Origin of the sequence: Micropruina sonneratiae, assembly GCF_025972045.1 — a bacterium.
In the GTDB taxonomy this organism is placed as follows: Bacteria; Actinomycetota; Actinomycetes; order Propionibacteriales; family Propionibacteriaceae; genus Micropruina; species Micropruina sonneratiae.
Genome location: NZ_JAPDHX010000005.1, coordinates 302,741 through 317,800, shown reverse-complemented (window position 1 = coordinate 317,800; position 15,060 = coordinate 302,741). Strand labels below are relative to the sequence as shown.

General features: G+C 69.9%; 16 protein-coding genes. 7 read left to right on the top strand and 9 right to left on the bottom strand.

All coding sequences use genetic code 11. The features are described 5' to 3' along the window. The first annotated feature begins 14 nt into the window (after nt 1-14). A complete protein-coding gene (locus OIE40_RS14450) occupies nt 15-1,514 on the top strand; it encodes a glycosyltransferase family 2 protein (RefSeq protein ID WP_264703339.1) in 1,500 nt (499 codons plus the stop codon). Between the two features lie 146 nt (nt 1,515-1,660). On the opposite strand, the gene OIE40_RS14445 is transcribed toward OIE40_RS14450, so the two are convergent. Then, nucleotides 1,661-3,514: a serine protease gene (locus tag OIE40_RS14445; protein ID WP_264703337.1), complete on the bottom strand. Its 1,854-nt coding sequence runs from the start codon at nt 3,512-3,514 to the stop codon at nt 1,661-1,663. Between the two features lie 431 nt (nt 3,515-3,945). On the opposite strand from OIE40_RS14445, the gene OIE40_RS14440 reads away from it, so the two are divergent. Next, entirely contained in the window at nt 3,946-4,155 is a 210-nt protein-coding gene (locus OIE40_RS14440) for a hypothetical protein (protein ID WP_264703439.1), read from the top strand. Here OIE40_RS14440 and OIE40_RS14435 read toward each other — a convergent pair. The 3 genes from OIE40_RS14435 to OIE40_RS14425 all read right to left on the bottom strand — a co-directional run bounded on the left by OIE40_RS14435 (nt 4,131) and on the right by OIE40_RS14425 (nt 6,695). Then, nucleotides 4,131-4,526, bottom strand: a complete 396-nt coding sequence (locus OIE40_RS14435) for a YchJ family protein (RefSeq protein ID WP_264703335.1) — start codon at nt 4,524-4,526, stop codon at nt 4,131-4,133. The two genes, OIE40_RS14440 and OIE40_RS14435, sit on opposite strands and share 25 nt — an antisense overlap. Then, the gene (locus tag OIE40_RS14430; RefSeq protein WP_264703333.1) at nt 4,523-5,245 is read right to left on the bottom strand and encodes a tetratricopeptide repeat protein; all 723 of its coding nucleotides are present in this window, start codon (nt 5,243-5,245) and stop codon (nt 4,523-4,525) included. The genes OIE40_RS14435 and OIE40_RS14430 overlap by 4 nt, the downstream gene beginning before the upstream one ends. Before the next feature lie 67 nt (nt 5,246-5,312). Next, a complete protein-coding gene (locus tag OIE40_RS14425; protein WP_264703331.1) occupies nt 5,313-6,695 on the bottom strand; it encodes an MFS transporter in 1,383 nt (460 codons plus the stop codon). A gap of 101 nt (nt 6,696-6,796) precedes the next feature. Here OIE40_RS14425 and OIE40_RS14420 point away from each other — a divergent pair, with 101 nt between their 5' ends. After that, complete coding sequence (locus tag OIE40_RS14420) at nt 6,797-6,994, top strand: hypothetical protein (protein WP_264703329.1); 198 nt, start codon at nt 6,797-6,799, stop codon at nt 6,992-6,994. Nucleotide 6,995: 1 nt separating this feature from the next. Next, the gene (locus OIE40_RS14415; protein WP_264703327.1) at nt 6,996-7,154 is read left to right on the top strand and encodes a hypothetical protein; all 159 of its coding nucleotides are present in this window, start codon (nt 6,996-6,998) and stop codon (nt 7,152-7,154) included. Nucleotides 7,155-7,209: 55 nt separating this feature from the next. Here the strand turns inward: OIE40_RS14415 and OIE40_RS14410 are convergent, their stop codons facing one another. From OIE40_RS14410 to OIE40_RS14395, 4 genes are read right to left on the bottom strand one after another with little or no spacing between them, the layout of a single operon-like run. Then, entirely contained in the window at nt 7,210-8,655 is a 1,446-nt protein-coding gene (locus OIE40_RS14410) for a sensor histidine kinase (protein WP_264703326.1), read from the bottom strand. Further along, on the bottom strand, nt 8,652-9,344 hold the full coding sequence (locus OIE40_RS14405) for a response regulator transcription factor (RefSeq protein ID WP_264703323.1): 693 nt from the start codon (nt 9,342-9,344) through the stop codon (nt 8,652-8,654). Before OIE40_RS14405 ends, OIE40_RS14410 begins: the two co-directional genes overlap by 4 nt. 56 nt (nt 9,345-9,400) lie before the next feature. Beyond that, the gene (locus OIE40_RS14400; protein ID WP_264703322.1) at nt 9,401-9,868 is read right to left on the bottom strand and encodes a low molecular weight protein-tyrosine-phosphatase; all 468 of its coding nucleotides are present in this window, start codon (nt 9,866-9,868) and stop codon (nt 9,401-9,403) included. A 1-nt stretch (nt 9,869) separates the two neighbouring features. Next, a complete protein-coding gene (locus tag OIE40_RS14395; RefSeq protein ID WP_264703320.1) occupies nt 9,870-10,250 on the bottom strand; it encodes a phage holin family protein in 381 nt (126 codons plus the stop codon). A gap of 58 nt (nt 10,251-10,308) precedes the next feature. On the opposite strand from OIE40_RS14395, the gene argF reads away from it, so the two are divergent. Genes argF through OIE40_RS14380 form a run of 3 tightly spaced genes read left to right on the top strand, consistent with a single transcriptional unit; the run spans nt 10,309 to nt 13,019 of the window. Beyond that, a complete protein-coding gene (argF, locus tag OIE40_RS14390) occupies nt 10,309-11,298 on the top strand; it encodes an ornithine carbamoyltransferase (RefSeq protein WP_264703318.1) in 990 nt (329 codons plus the stop codon). 52 nt (nt 11,299-11,350) lie between these two features. Beyond that, nucleotides 11,351-11,863, top strand: coding sequence for a SigE family RNA polymerase sigma factor (locus OIE40_RS14385; protein WP_264703316.1), 513 nt, complete (start codon nt 11,351-11,353; stop codon nt 11,861-11,863). Further along, nucleotides 11,856-13,019: a hypothetical protein gene (locus OIE40_RS14380; RefSeq protein ID WP_264703314.1), complete on the top strand. Its 1,164-nt coding sequence runs from the start codon at nt 11,856-11,858 to the stop codon at nt 13,017-13,019. The genes OIE40_RS14385 and OIE40_RS14380 overlap by 8 nt, the downstream gene beginning before the upstream one ends. 19 nt (nt 13,020-13,038) lie before the next feature. Here the strand turns inward: OIE40_RS14380 and OIE40_RS14375 are convergent, their stop codons facing one another. After that, a complete protein-coding gene (locus OIE40_RS14375; protein WP_264703312.1) occupies nt 13,039-15,009 on the bottom strand; it encodes a bifunctional metallophosphatase/5'-nucleotidase in 1,971 nt (656 codons plus the stop codon). Nucleotides 15,010-15,060: the final 51 nt, after the last annotated feature.

Genomic DNA, 15,060 nt, shown 5'->3' with positions numbered 1-15,060 from the left:
AGAAGTGAGAAACCATGAGCATCACCCACCTCGACGCAGCCCCTCAGGACGCTTCCGCCCTGATCGAGGACGCCGCCCCCGCCGCCCCGGCCCACCCGCACGGCGACCTGTCCCGCTACGTGCGTCAGCATATGGCCGACATCGAGTCGCTGCCGACCTACCGGCCGGTGATCGGCTGCATCATCCCGGCCTACAACGAGGCCGAGACCATCGAGGCGGTGCTGCGGTCGCTGCTCAAGCAGACCCGGCTGCCCGATCAGATCCACGTGATCGTCAACAACACCACCGACGACACCTTCGAGCTCGCGGCCAAGTTCGCCGGCCCCCGCACCGCCAAGAAGCGCAACAAGGGTGAGAAGCAGCGGCAGACCACCGAGGTCTTCGTGCACGACATCGGCGAGAACCCCGACAAGAAGGTCGGTGCCCTCAACTACGGCTTCTCCCTCGTCCCGGACGCCGACTACCTGCTGGGCGTGGACGGCGACACCACGCTGGCGAAGGACTGCGTCGAGCGCCTCGAGGAGGAGATCGTCTCCGATTCGCGGATCGGCGGCATCTCGGCCATCTACACCATCGACGACGGCGGGTTCAAGGGCTTGGTGGCCCCGCTGCTGATCGCCGGCCAGCGCGCCCAGTTCGCTGCCTTCAACATGCAGAACATGCTGCGGGGCCGCAACATGGCGGTGCTCGGTGGCCAGTGCTCGATCTTCTCGATGAAGGCGCTGCGCGAGGTCATGGTGGCCAACCACCAGAGCACCCCCTGGGTCAACGACTCCGAGGTCGAGGACAGCCTGCTCAGCCTGCAGATCAAGTCGGCCGGCCACCTGACCAAGATCTCCGCCCGGGCCCGCGCCTCGGTCGGCGGCATGACCACCCTGCGCGCCCTCGACGGGCAGCAGGTCAAGTGGAACTACGGCGCCATCGACCTGATGTGGCCCGGCCAGCGCGGCGACACCAAGGGCCAGCCGTTCCACCCGAACCTGCGGCTGCGCTGGGCCGAGAACTTCGGCATGGCGACCAACATCTTCACCCGCGTGCTGTTCATGCTGCTGCTCGCCGCGGCCCTATCGATCAACGCGTTCGTGTTCTCGCCCTGGTGGCTGATCCCGCCGGTCGTGGCGATCATGCTCAACGTCCGGATTGCGATGAGCATGAAGGAGCGCAACTGGAAGGACGTGCTGTTCGCCGCCAGCGGCATCGGCGCCGAGCTCTACATGTGGCTGCGGGCCGGCCACTTCGTCCGGGCCTGGGCGAAGTTTCTCTCCAAGGTGCAGACCGACAACTGGGCCGAGCAGGCCAAGGCCGAGCGCGGCTCGGGCAACAGCCACCTGGTTCCGCTGATCGTGCTGGGCGTGACCTTCGTGGTCCTCGGCTGGACCTGGTTCCAGCTGCCGGTGATGATCCAGAGCTCGATCCTGTGGCTCGGCTGGCCGCTGCTCTACGTGGTCACCATCGCCCAGACCATCGTGATGTTCGCCAAGCTGATCCGCCGCCAGCACGGCTACCGGGTCTGACAGACCTCGACGCAGCAGCCCCCCGTCCGCACGCGGACGGGGGGCTGCTGCAGTATCGGCGAGGGTGCCGGTGTCACCCGACCCACCGGGTTGTCCACAGGGTCATCCACAGCGGGGGATAACTACAACCGTGTAAGTCGGTGCCACTACTTCGCCGCGATCGCGAACCTGGCGCCGGTGCTGCCGTACATCACGCCGGGGCCGGTCCAGCTGTAGGACTTGGACGCCGAACCCTTCTTCAGCCGGTAGCTGAGGGTGCCCTTCATGCCGTGCCCGGCGGGCAGCTTGTCCATCGCCGCCAGCAACTGGTCGAAGCTGCCGGCCGACGACATTGCATCCTCCCAGTCGGAGCACAGGATCACGCCCTGGCTGGTGATGACGCAGCTGTCCTCGTCGGAGTCGGCGGAGGTCACCGACGCCTTGAAGGTGCCTGTCGTCCTGGCGCTGGACGGCAGGCTGACGGTGAACGGCGTCCCCGTCAGGGTGCCGGTCGGACGGTCGTTGCGGTAGCGGGTGTACACGGCCCGCAACTGGTACGAGCTGCCGGCCTTGAGCTTCTGCCCCGACAGTGCCGCCCAGCTCGAGCCGCCCTTCTTCTGCACCCGGTCCAGCGTGTAGTCGATCGAGTCGGACGAGGTCAGCTTCAGGGTCACCTCGACCCCGGTCAGCGTGATGTCCTCGAAGCTCTGGTCGTACAGCGACCACACGTCATCGGCCGGCGGAGTGCCTGCCTCGTCGGGGAAGAAGTACCGGTCGGCGACGTAGCTGGCGTTGCTGAGCGATCCCAGGGAGCCGTTGGCGCGGCGGAACCCGATGGTCCAGTTGACCTTGCCGGTGCCGGCCGCGTACTGGTCGAGTTGTTCGTAGGCCGCCTGGCCGACCAGGTACGCCGTCGCCGTGGCCGCCACCTCCTGGTCGGAGACCTCCGCGGAGTACCCGGCGACCCGGTCTCCGGAGGCATTCACCACGGTGACCGACAGCGGCATCGACGTGACCGCACCCATGCTGCCCTTGATGCCGGTGTTGCGGTCCTCGGTGATCATGCCGATCGGTTTGCCGATCGAGGTGACCTGCTTGTACGAGCCGACCACGCCGGTGGCGTCCGGCACGATCATCGCCGCGGACGCGTTGGCGAGCAGCAGCGACGTCCGGCCGGTGAACGCCATCGGGTGCCCGAAGGCCCAGACCGTGGTGCCGCAGACCGCGGTGACGGTGCCGATGCCGCCCAGCTGCAGGTCGCCGCTGGAGTACAGGGCGGCGACGTTGCCGCCAGCCACCAGCGGGACGTCGAGGTCGTCGTCGACCGCGTTCGGCGCCGGCAGGAAGTTTCCCGCGCGCAGGAAATCGGCGGACGCCGCGGCGCGGGGCGTGCGGGCCAGGGTCCGGTTGGTGAAGGCGTTGCTCTTGGCGCCGGCCCCGCCGGCCACGTTGACGGTGGCCATCTGGTGCAGCGAACTGCCGTTCAGCGACCTGCCGGCCACCTTGTCGCCGGCCCGGCTGGTGCGCAGGTTGGAGGTGTTCACCGTCACCCGTTCGGCCTGATTCAGGCCGGTGCTGCCGATCGACTTCATGTACTCGGCCGGGGTGACTCCGGCGATCGGCAGGTTGTCGTTGTTCAGGCTGTAGGCGACGGCGCCGATCAGCCGGCCGTCGGCGTCGTAGACGGGGGAACCCGACATGCCGGCCCAGATGCCGGCCGGCTTGAGCCCGTTGGTGCCGTCGATCACCGGGCTGCTCATCCGGAACAGCAGCATGTCCCTGCCCTTGCCGAGGGCGTCTTTGATGTGGCCGATGTACTCCCCGGTGAACTGCTCGGGGGTGACGCCGCTGGTCACGCTCAGGCCCGTGACGGCCGTGCCGGCCGGCATGGTTTCGGCGTCACTGACCGGCAGGTAGGGCTGGGTGCCGTCGGCGCAGAAGAAGACGTCTGCGGCCTGTGCGGCCGGCGCTGCGCCGACCGCTCCGGCCAGCAGCACGGCTGCGGCCAGCGTCGCCGTCACCGGCCGCAGCCGGCGCCCGACCCTCCCGTCCGCACTTGGTGGAATCCCGGCTTCGCTTCGTGCGCGCATGGGACGTGTCCTGTCCGTCGGGGGGAGGGGTGAGCCTACCGCCGGCACTATCGACCGCGGCGGTTGGGCGCCCCCGGATCCCCCGAACGATCCCCCCGCAGGCGCAGCCGCAGGCTAGCAGTCGAAGCGAGGGCACAACAGGCGCACAGGCGGCCCTGTGGATAATCAATTCGTGAGTGTCCTTAAGGTTCCAAAAAGCCTTGTCAGAGAGCTGATCGCGGCTTCGGAGCGGGTCTTTCAGCAGGCGAACACCCCGGTCGGATCGAACGTCGCACGCACCTGCGCCAGCCTCGCCACGGCGTCCGGCTCGAACAGTGCGGCGGCGTCGGCCGGCGCCTCGCTGAAGTTGCGTCGCCCGGCAGCTGTTCCTCTCCGCCTACACGGTTCAGGATCACCTGAAGTCGGTCTTCGAGAAGGCCGGTGTCCGCAGCCGCCGGGAACTGATCGCCCGGGTCTACTTCGACCAGTACGTGCCCCGGATGTCCACGCCACTCGGCCCGGACGGCTTCTTCCGGAACCGGCCGCCCGTCGCGGCCGTGGTCGGCGGTCAGGCCGGGGTGTCGGCCAGGTAGAACCAGCGCCCCCCGCCGCGCTTGACGAAGGCGGACCGTTCGCTGACGGTGCCGCGTCGCGCGTCGTCGCGCCAGCCCGCGACGAAACCGACGATTCCCATCAGGTCGTCGGCCGAGCCGTCCACCGTCTCGACGATCTCGAGCCCTGTCCACTCCCGGTCGTCCAGTTCGAGCGCATCGGGCCGGGTGCGCGGGTGCCAGGTGCGCAGCAGGTACTCCGGGTCACCCAGCGCGAACGCGGTGTAGCGCGACCGCATCAGGGCCTGGGCGGTCGGCGGCCAACTCTCCCGGCGCAGGTACGGCGCGCAGCAGTCGGCGTAGCGGCCGCCGCCGCACGGGCAGTCGGCGGTGCCGGCGAGGGTGCGGGTCATCCGCGGCCGCCTTCGAGCAGGGCGAGTTCCTCGTCCACGTACGGATCCTCCCGCCCGGCGGCGGCCAGATCGGCCTTCAACCGCCGCTGCTGGGCCAGTGCCTCGTCGGTGCGGCCCAGGTTCCGCAGCGTCCAGGCCACCATCCACCGCGCCGCATCGGTCGCTTCGACGTCGTCGCCGCTTCGTCGCTCGGCCAGGGCCTCGTCGAAGGCGGCCAGGGCAAGCTCCCAATGCCCCAGATCGCTGTAGGCCATGCCCAGATTGTTCAGGATGGACGCCGACCAGGCCCGGGCGGCGGGATCGGTCGAGCGCCGGGCCCGCCGCAGCAACTGATTGGTGTACTCGACCTGTTCCTCGCCGCTCAGGGTCAGCGCGACCATGTGCCCGGCGTCGATGGCCAGCACCTCGAGTACGGCGGCGTCCGCGGCCGTGAGGGCCGCCCGGAACATCGGCGCGCTGCCCTGCACGTCACCGCTGGACCGGTACACCCGGCCACGTTCCAGCAACACCCGCACGTGGACCTCGACCTGCGTCGACTCGATCGCGTCCAGCACCACCAGCGCCTCGGCGAAGCGACCCTGCAACCCCAGTGCCCGGGCCACCTCGGTGCGCAGCACCGCTGCCTGCAATTCCGACGCCCCCACCAACGCCAGCCGCAGCCGCTGCTCCGACCCGGCGGGGTCGTTGAAGTCCCACAGTCGCCGCACGTCGTCCACCATGCGACAAGTGTGCTCTTGGACTGCAGGCTCGAGGGTCCCGGTGCGGCGGCGCGGGGACCGGAGATAGTCAGCCGCCGGCCGGCGCGGGTGCATCGTCGGGTTGGCCGTACCGCTCGGTCAGCCGGCGGTACGACCGGGTGGTGAACGCGAACAGGGTGATCGCCAGCCCGGCGATGGCCGACAGCAGGAAGACCAGCGCGATGCCGCGCGCCTCGCCCTCGCCCAGCAGCCAGCTGAGCTGAGAGCGCCCGGCCTCTGAGTTGGTGTACGGGATCAGCCAGAACTCCGCGATCGGACCGATCGCGAAGGCGCTGAGGGGTGCCGCGGCGACCTCGACAGTCTGCGCCAACCCGAAGACCCGGCCCTGCTTGGCGAACGGCACCACCTTCTGCAACACGGTCTGCTCGGCGGCCTCGACGACCGGGATGAGCGCCATGTACAGCAGCACGCCGACCGCCATCAGCACGATGCTCTCGCGGATCGTGAACAGCCCGCCGATCACCCACATGACCAGGTTGGCCAGCAGCAGAGCGCGCAACGGTGCGGGACCGAGCCCCCGCTTCGTCACCCAGCCCGCGCCGATGATGAAGCCGAGGCTGAGCACGCCCCACAGCACACCCCACACCTCGACGGACACCAGCGAGAGCCCGTAGGGATCCATCAGGGCGATGAACACGCCGCCGAGCAGGTTGTTGAAGCAGGCGAACAGCACCAGGCCGGTCAGCCCGGGCACCTCACGCACGGCGCGGAAGGCGCCGGCGAAGTCGACCGGCGCAGCGGCTTCGGCGTTGTGCACCACCTCGGCCTCGGGCACGGCGACGGTGAGCAGGTGCACCAACGACACCATGGTCAGCGCACACGAGATGACGATGGCCCAGAGCATGCCCAGCTGGCCGACCACCAGGCCGGAGAACACCGAGGTGACCGCGAAGCCGAAACCGCCGACCATGCCGACCAGGCCGTTGGCCTTGTCGCGCTCGGACGCCGGGATCAGCAGCGTCACACAGGTGGCCAGGGCGATGCTGCGGGCGCTCTCGACGACGGCACCGAGCAGGACGAGCCCGACGAAGGCCGCGAACTGCCAGCTGCCGAACCGGAGCAGCTCGGCGGTCGGGGTGGCCAGGAACACGCCCAGCGCGAGCAGGAAGCAGCAACCGGTGATGATCGTCGAGACCACCATCACCTGTTTCTTGCGGGTGCGGTCGACCCAGCTGCCGAACGGGATGCCCATCACCGAGACGAACGCCATGAAGGACCCGCCGATGATCGCCGTCAGGAACACCGACTGGGTCTCGAGGTACACCCAGAAGGTGAGCGAGAACCACAGGAAGCTGGTGGTGACGTTGGCGATGAGGGTGTTCGCCAACAGCTGGTGGAACAGGCCGCGGCCGACCGCCGCGTCGACCGGTCGATCGGTCGCGGGTCGGTCGTTCACCGGTCCGTCGGTCACTGGGCCTCCAAGCGCTGGGCCCATCGTGCCAGCGACGACTGACACAAAACGCACAACCGGCCCCTGGGGGCGGCCAGCACCGCCCGGGTTAGGATTCGGGCATGGCCGAGACCCGCAAGTACCGCCCCGCCACCAGTGCCGTCGGCGATGCCATCCGTGCCGCGCTGGGCGAGTCCGTGCGGCCGGTGGCCCCCGGCAGCCGTCCCGAGCCCGAGCCCACCCCGCAGCAACCGGCCGCTCCGGTCACCCTGCGCACCTTCACCTTCGGAGGATCCCGCACGCCACAGGAGGATGAGTGAGATGACCGCCGAGCGACCTTCGCGACCCTTCGGCCGCTGGCTGCACCGCAACCACGGATTCGCCGACCGCCTGCACGCGGTCGGCTGGGACTACGTCTCGACCAACTGCGAGGTGCGACGCTGGTCGCACAACGCCACCAAGCTGCCCAAGGTTCCCTGAGGCCGGCCCAGCTCGGACGCCCCCGGCGTCCGCCGGAATGAGGGACCCCTGTTCCTCAGCCGTGGATGCGGGGTAGCAGGGCGGTGGACTCCTCGTCGGGGGCGTCCTCGGGGGCGGTGCTGCTGCCCGGCAGCCGCACGATGAACTCGGCGCCGCCCTCGGCGGAGCGTCCGGCCTTCACCCACCCGCCGTGCGCCTTGATCGTCTGCGCCACGATCGAGAGCCCGAGCCCCGAACCGGGGGTGTTGCGGGCCGAGGGGGAGCGCCAGAACCGGTCGAAGACGTGTGGCAGCTCGTCATCGGGGATGCCGGGGCCCTGGTCGGAGATCCGCAGCCGGTCGCCCTCGAGCAGCACGTGCACCGTGCCGGAGGGCGGGGAGAACTTCACCGCGTTGTCCAGCAGGTTGGTGATCGCCCGTTCGAGCAGGTCCGGTTCGCCGACCAGGTAGAACGGGTGCAGTTCCACGTCGAAGGTGAGGGAGGGTCCGCGTCGCTTGGCACGGGCCACGGCACTGTTCACCACGTCGCGCAGATCGACCGGCTCGGGATGCGGCTGCATCGAATCCTCGCGGCTGAGCAGCACCAGGTCGCCGACCAGGGTGGTGAACTCGCCGAGCTGGCCGGCGACGTCGCGCAGAATGTCGGCCCGGGCACCCTCGGGCAGCATCCGGCTGCGTTCGTCGGCCACCAGCAGCTCGACGTTCGTGCGCAGTGAGGTGAGCGGGGTGCGCAACTCGTGCCCGGCGTCCGCGATCAGCCGGCGCTGCCGTTCGCGCGACAACTGCAGCGACCGCAGCATGGTGTTGAACGAGCGGCTCAGATCCTCCAGTTCGCCGGAGCCGTCCACCTCGATCGGATTCAGTTCGTTGGTGTCGGTGACCCGGGCGACGGCCTCGCTCAGTCGTTCGACGGGTCGGATCGCCGAGCGGGCGATGACGAAGCCGATCGCGCTGGAGACCCCGACCCCGAGCACGCCGAAGAAGGTGAGCGACCAGGCCAGCGTGGCCATGATGTTGTTGGTCGGCTCCAACGGCCGGCCCAGCACCAGGGCGTAGCTCTCGTCGCTCGAGGTGAGTGGCACCGCCACGATGCGGTACGGCTGCCCGTTGGACGCCTCACCGGTGCGCGCGGACCAGCCCTGCTGGCGGCGGGCCACCGACAACTCCTGGACGCCGGGCACCAGCGTGACCGACGCGCCCGGCAGGGTGCTGATCCGGTTGTCGGAGCGCACCAGCATGACCGTCACGTTGGCCGCCTTGAGCGCGTTGGTGTCCAGCCCGCCCATGCCCTCGATGTCGACCGCCACCCAGTTCGCGGTGACCGCGGCGATGTCGACCAGTTCGTTGTCGAGCTGGTTGTAGACGGTGATCCGGGTGATCAGCCAGGCGGCGACGCCGGTGAGCGCCACCGCGGATGCCACCGCGGCGGCGGTCAGGGCCGCCAGCCGGGCCCGCAGCGGCCGCTCGCGAACCGCGAGCAGCTGGGTCAACCAGGCCCTCACGGGGGTGTCTCGCGCAGCACGTACCCGATCCCGCGGACGGTGTGGATCAGCCGGCTCTCACCCTCCCCTTCGGTCTTGCGCCGCAGGTAGCCGATGTACACCTCGAGCGAGTTGGCGGTGGTGGGGAAGTCGAAGCCCCACACCTCGTTCAGCAGCCAACCGCGTTCGAGCACCTTGCGCGGGTTCTCCAGGAAGGTCTGCAGCAGGGCGAACTCGGTGCGGGTCAGGCTGATCCGGCGTCCGCCGCGCTGCACCTCGCGGGTCTGCGGGTCGAGCGACAGGTCCCCGAAGGTGAGCACCTCGCTCCCGGTCTGCTCCTCGGTGGCGGGCTTCGAACGCCGGGTCAGTGCCCGCAGCCGGGCCAGCAACTCGTCCAGTGCGAACGGCTTCGCCATGTAGTCGTCGGCGCCGGCGTCCAGCCCGTCGACGCGGTCGTTGACGGCGTCGCGCGCGGTGAGCACCAGGATCGGCACATCGTTTCCCGTGGAACGCAGCATCCGGGTGGTCTCCAGCCCGTCGAGCCGCGGCATCATCACGTCCATGATCACCGCGTCGGGCCGCAGCGCCGACAGCCGGGCCAGGGCCTCGAGACCGTCCGAGGCCGCGGTGACCTCGTAGCCGGAGTACTGCAGGGAACGGGCCAGGGAGTCGCGAACCGCCTGGTCGTCGTCGACAACGAGGATGTGCATGCCCTCAGCCTGCCATGACGGCGAAGGCGCGGGTGCCCTGACCGGCGGTCCGACCCTCAACCCTGCAGTTCGCGGACCCGCCGAAGCACCCCCGGCATGGCCGCCTCGATCGCCGTCAGGGTGCCGTTGAAGCCGTCGGCCGAGCCGTACCAGGGATCGGGGACGCCCGAGCCGGGTTCGGCGTCCGGGTCGAAGTCGGTGAGCAGGGCGAGGTTGTCGGCGTCCGGCACCAGCCGGCGCATCCGCGACAGGTGCAGCGGTTCGGCGGCGATCACCAGGTCGGCGTCACGGATCTCCTGCGCGGTGATCTGGTGCGCCGAGTGGCCGCCGGTGCGGTAGCCGTTACGGGCCAGGACGCGCTGGGCGCGCGGGTCGATCGGCTCGCCCCGCTCTTCGCTGGAGACCCCGGCCGAGCTGAACGTGACGCCGGTGACACCCTCGGCGGCGGCGCGCCCTTCGGCGACCCGTTCGGCCATCGGCGAGCGGCAGATGTTGCCCCAGCAGACGAAGACGACCTCGGTCACGTCAGCGGTTCACCTCGCTGCGCGAGGTGAACGATGAGTTGAGGATGAACGACACGATCGACACGATCAGCGCGCCCCAGAACGCCGACCAGAAGCCGTCCACCTGCCAGCCCAGGTGCAACTGCTCGGCCACCCACGCCGTCAGCCACAGCATCAGCGCGTTGATGACCAGCAGGAACAGTCCCAGGGTGATCAGCAGCAAGGGTGCCGAGGCGAAGGCGAACAGCGGTTTCACCAGTGCGTTCACGATGCCGAAGATGGCCGCGACGGCCAGGATCGCGAGGAATTGGTTCTGCGGTTCGGACGCGGTGACCTTGATGCCCGGTACCACCCAGGTGGCGAACGCGAGCGCGGCCGCGCTGAACAGGAAACGCAGGAACATGACTGAATTCTGTCATGGCATTGTTCTCCTATCGAATTGACCGACAGATGGGCCCACCGTGAACCTGCGCCACCGTCACTTCCTCAAGGAGCTCGACTACGCCCCGGCCGAGTGGCGACGACTGCTCGACCTGGCCGCCGAGCTGAAGAAGGCGCGCGCCGACCGGGCCGAGGCGAAGCGGCTGGAGGGGCTGACCATCGCGTTGATCTTCGAGAAGCCCTCCACCCGCACCCGCTCGTCGTTCGAGGTGGCCGCCTACCAGCAGGGCGCCAATGTCAGCTACTTCGACGAGACCGGCGCACACATGGGTCACAAGGAGTCGATCGCCGACACCGCCCGGGTGCTGTCCCGGTTCTACGACGGCATCCAGTACCGCGGTTCGCGACAGGACATCGTCGAGACGCTGGCTGCGCACAGCAGCGTGCCGGTGTGGAACGGCCTGACCGACGAGTGGCATCCCACCCAGAGCCTGTGCGACATGTTCACCATGCGTGAGTCGTCCGGCCTGGAGGACCGCGACATCAGCTTCGCCTACGTCGGCGACGCCCGGTTCAACCAGGGCCGGTCGCTGCTGATCGCCGGCGCGATGATGGGCATGGACATCCGCATCGTGGCTCCCGAGCCGCTGCAGCCCGACGGCAAGCTGGTCGCCACCGCGCGCCGGATCGGCGCCGGCACCGGGGCCCGGGTGACGGTCACCGACGAGGTGGACGCCGTGCGCGGCGTCGACTTCGTGCACACCGACATCTGGGTGTCGATGGGCGAGCCGAAGGAGGTCTGGGCGGAGCGGATCGAGCTGCTCACCCCGTACCGGATCACCACCGAACTGCTGGAGCGCACCGAGAACCCCGACGTGAAGTTCATGCACTGCCTGCCCAGCTACCACGACCTCGGCACCACGGTGGCGCAGCAGATCCTCGCCGAGACCGGCCGGGAGGTGTTCGAGGTGACCGAGGAGGTGTTCGAGTCGCCCGCCTCGGTGGTCTTCGATCAGGCCGAGAACCGGCTGCACACGATCAAGGCGGTGCTGGTGGCCACCCTGGCCTGACAAACTCCGCCGCGAACTGCAACGCGGCGCCCGGCGTCGGCGTGTGCAGGGTATGACGCTCACCCGGGAGGCGCCTGTGACGGCCGGCTTCGACGAGTACGTGGCCGAACGTTCGGTCGCGCTGCAACGGTTCGCCTACCTGGTCACCCGCAACGCCGACGACGCCCGCGACCTGGTCCAGGACGCACTGCTCGGCCTGTTCCCGCGCTGGCGGCGGGTCAGCGCCGGCGGCAACGTGGACGCCTACGTGAAGCGCAGCATCGTCAACGCGTCGATCAGCCGGTGGCGGCGCAGCGGGCGCGAGCAGCCCGCGGAACTGCCGGAGGCGTCGCTCGCCACCCCCGACCATGCGCCCGGCGTGACCGACGCCGAGCTCGCCTGGCAGCTGTGCGAGACGCTGCCACCGCTGCAGCGGGCGGCGGTGGTGCTGCGGTTCTACGACGACCTGGGCTACGACGAGATCGCCGGCATCCTCGGCTGCCCGCCGGCCACCGCCCGTTCCCACGTGCACCGGGCGCTGACCCGGCTGCGGACCCGACTGATCGAGGACGACTCCGATGACTGAACACGACGATGACGCCACGACCGAGGCCGACGACCGCGCCGCGCGGGCCTTCCGCGAGACGTTCTCGAAGCACGCCGACGACGGCGGCTTTCAGCCGCTGACGGTGGCGGGGGCGACGGCGTCCGGACGCCGCGGGCTGCCGCGCTGGCTACCGGTCGCGGCCGCGGCGGTGGTGGTCGCGGCGATCGCGATCCCGGTGGTGCTGAACCTGCGCGGCGCGGCTCCGGCCTCCGCGCCCGGCGACCACGCCCCGGCGCCCGAACGGGCTACCGGCGCAGCCAGCACCGCCGATGACGCCCGGCCCGGGTGGCGGTGGGAGTCGCGGCGCACGCTCAGCTACCAGGTGCCCGCTTCGTGGGGGTACGGCTGGTCGCCGGCGAGCGACTGGTGCGCGTCGGGCGGCCAGCAGGCCACCGGGCCCATCGTCGACATCGCCCCGGACAACAGGGCCGTCCGGGCGATCGCCTGCCCGCGGGCGATCCCGGCCGGGCAACTGCCGACGTTCGTGTCGGTGGTCGCCACCGACGGCACCGCCGACCGGGGTTGGGACCTGCCCGCGGGGTGGTCGGTGACCCGCGGCGCCGACATCGAGGGCTACCGGGTCGAGGTCGTGCACTCCGCGGGCCAGGCGAGCGTCGCGGAGCAGATCGTCGAGTCGGCCCGGCCGATCGGCCGGCAGGAGCCCAACGGGTGCCTGGCCACGGCGGACGTCACGGACACCGGCTCGGACCCGGTCGTGCGGCCGTCGGGGGTCGCGCCCGCCTCGGCCTCGCTGTGCCAGTACGAGGTGGCCAGCGGGCAACTGCTGGCGGCCACGCGGCTGCCGGTCATCCAGGCCGGCCGGCTGGCGCGGGTCCTGGACGCGGCGCCCGCCGGCACAGGCCCGGACGACCCCTCGTGCGAATCGTCCGGCGACACTGCCGCGATCGTCCGGCTCTGGTACGGCGGACTCGCCCAGGACGTCGTGGTCCGCTACGCCGGCTGCACCGGCAACGGCGTCTTCACCGGCACGACGACCCGTGTGCTGACCGGTGAGGTGTGCACCACGGTGCTGCAGCCGCCGCTGACCTTCAGCACCGGTCATGGTGCGGCCGGACGCCTGTGCGCCCCGGTCGCGACACCGTCGGCGTCCCCGACGCCCAGCCGCACCCGGTGAGCCGCCGACCAACGCGCCCCTACCTGGTGACCTTCACCGCGAGCGTGATCATGGTGCGCGAGTCGTAGGCCTTCAGCACCAGCCGCTGGGTGCCGAGCGCCGCCTTCTTCGGCACCGTGAACTGCACCGTCGCCTTGCCGTCGACGACGTCGCCGAAGCCGACCGCCTTGCGCTTGTCGCCCACCTTCAGGAAGGCCAGCACGGTGTCGTTGGTGATCGCGTTCGACTTGAAGTCGAGGGTGTCGAGGGCGACGGAGTCCTGCGGGACGCCGACGGTGAACGAGACCTTCTTGTTCCGCTTGAGCGTGGCGGGCAGCGTGTGCACCGACACCGCCTGCTTGCCGAACGACGGCTTCACCGTGCCCTTGTCCTTGATCCACTGCACCCACGCCTCGAGGTCGGCGCGGCCGGTATCGGCGGTGTTGACGCCCTTGGCGATCTCGCGGAAGTTGTCGCCGCCGGCGATCAGGAACGAACCCGAGCCGATCGTGTACAGCTTCTTGGCCTTGATCGGCGATCCGTTGACCCTGATCGAGGTGATCCGGCTGCCCTCGGGCAGCGAGGCGTCGTAGGTGTAGGTGACGTTGCTGCTCAGCCCCAGCTGCAGGTAGGGACGGGTGGGCACGTTGCCGTTGCTGTCGCGCTGCCACTGCTGCTCGAGCACCGTCTTCACCTGGGCGCCGGTCAACTGCGTGGTCATCAGCGAGTTGGCGAACGGCAGAATGCCGGCGGCCTCGGCGTAGGTGATGGCGCCCTTGTCGAAGTCGGCGCGGGTGCCGCCCGGGTTCTGCATGCCGATGAACGTGTCGTCGCCGTCGCTGAGCACGTCATGGAACATCTGTGCGACCAGGTTCGACAGCGTCGACTCGCGTGCCCTGTCGTCACCGATCTTGCCGTCGGCGCCGACGGTCAGCGCCCGGGTGATGGGCTTGGACGCCTTGCCGATCACCTGCTGGCCGATCTCGTTCGCCTTGGTGATCGCGTCGTCGACGATGGCCTTCGCCTCCGCGACCCGTGGGTAGGTGCTGAGCAGGTCGGCGACCGGGGTCGAGGTGACCGGCAGGATCGTGGTCGCGTACGAGCAGGTCGCGCCGGTGGTGGCGTCCAGGGCGAGCTTGACCCGGCCGACGTTGGAGGCGTAGCTGCCGGCCTGGAACAGCGGCCTGGTGCCGCCCTGACCGGGGGCGTCGTAGGCGTAGACCTGGTGGGTGTGGGCGTTGACCACGACCTGGGCCCGGGGATCCAGGTCGTTGACGATGCTCGCGAAGGCGGGCGAGGCGGCCACGTTCTGAGCCATGGTCTGGGTGCCGTTCGCTGCCCCCTCGTGGATCACCGCGATCACCACATCGGCCTCGCCGTTGCCGGGATCGCCGTCCTTGAGGTCGTCGATCACGCCGTTCATCGCGGTCACCGGATCGGTGATGGTCAGCCCGGTCAGTCCGGCCGGCGACACCAGGCTGGGCAGGTCGCCGGTGACCGCGCCGACGAAGCCGATCGACAGCCCGCCCCTGTCGACGACGGTGTAGCCGGGCAGCACCGACTTGCCGGTGGCGTCGTCGATCACGTTGGCGCCAAGGTAGGGGAAGTTGACGCCGGGTGCGATCCGGTCGCGTAGGTCGGACCAGCCCTGATCGAACTCGTGGTTGCCCACGGCCGAGGCGTCCAGGTCGAGGGTGTTGAGCAGGTCGATGGTCGGCTCGTCGTTCTGCGCCGCCGAGTTGAACAGGCTGGCGCCGACGCTGTCGCCGGCCGAGATGACCAGCGTGTTGTCCTCGCCGGCCAGTGCCCGCTGCTCTTCGAGCGTGCCGACCCAGGCGACCGTGTCGGGGCTGCTGGCCGCGATCCGGCCGTGGAAGTCGTTGAAGGTGAGCAGGGTGAGCGGGGTGGTGTCGTCGCAGACGGCCAGCGGCAACGCCGCCCGCGCGTACCCCGAGGGGATCGCCGTCAGGACCAGAGCCGTTGCGATGCCGATGCCGAGCCGAAGCTTCATTGGGGTCCTCTCCCGGGGTTGGACCTCAGCATTCTTTGCTGTCGCAAGGCC

Coding starts and splice junctions, on each gene's coding strand:
- OIE40_RS14450 (WP_264703339.1), top strand. CDS start 15: ATGAGCATCACCCACCTCGACGCAGCCCCTCAGGACGCTTCCGCCCTG.
- OIE40_RS14435 (WP_264703335.1), bottom strand. CDS start 4,526: ATGACCCGCACCCTCGCCGGCACCGCCGACTGCCCGTGCGGCGGCGGC.
- OIE40_RS14430 (WP_264703333.1), bottom strand. CDS start 5,245: ATGGTGGACGACGTGCGGCGACTGTGGGACTTCAACGACCCCGCCGGG.
- OIE40_RS14420 (WP_264703329.1), top strand. CDS start 6,797: ATGGCCGAGACCCGCAAGTACCGCCCCGCCACCAGTGCCGTCGGCGAT.
- OIE40_RS14415 (WP_264703327.1), top strand. CDS start 6,996: ATGACCGCCGAGCGACCTTCGCGACCCTTCGGCCGCTGGCTGCACCGC.
- OIE40_RS14405 (WP_264703323.1), bottom strand. CDS start 9,344: ATGCACATCCTCGTTGTCGACGACGACCAGGCGGTTCGCGACTCCCTG.
- OIE40_RS14395 (WP_264703320.1), bottom strand. CDS start 10,250: ATGTTCCTGCGTTTCCTGTTCAGCGCGGCCGCGCTCGCGTTCGCCACC.
- OIE40_RS14385 (WP_264703316.1), top strand. CDS start 11,351: ATGACGCTCACCCGGGAGGCGCCTGTGACGGCCGGCTTCGACGAGTAC.
- OIE40_RS14380 (WP_264703314.1), top strand. CDS start 11,856: ATGACTGAACACGACGATGACGCCACGACCGAGGCCGACGACCGCGCC.
- OIE40_RS14375 (WP_264703312.1), bottom strand. CDS start 15,009: ATGAAGCTTCGGCTCGGCATCGGCATCGCAACGGCTCTGGTCCTGACG.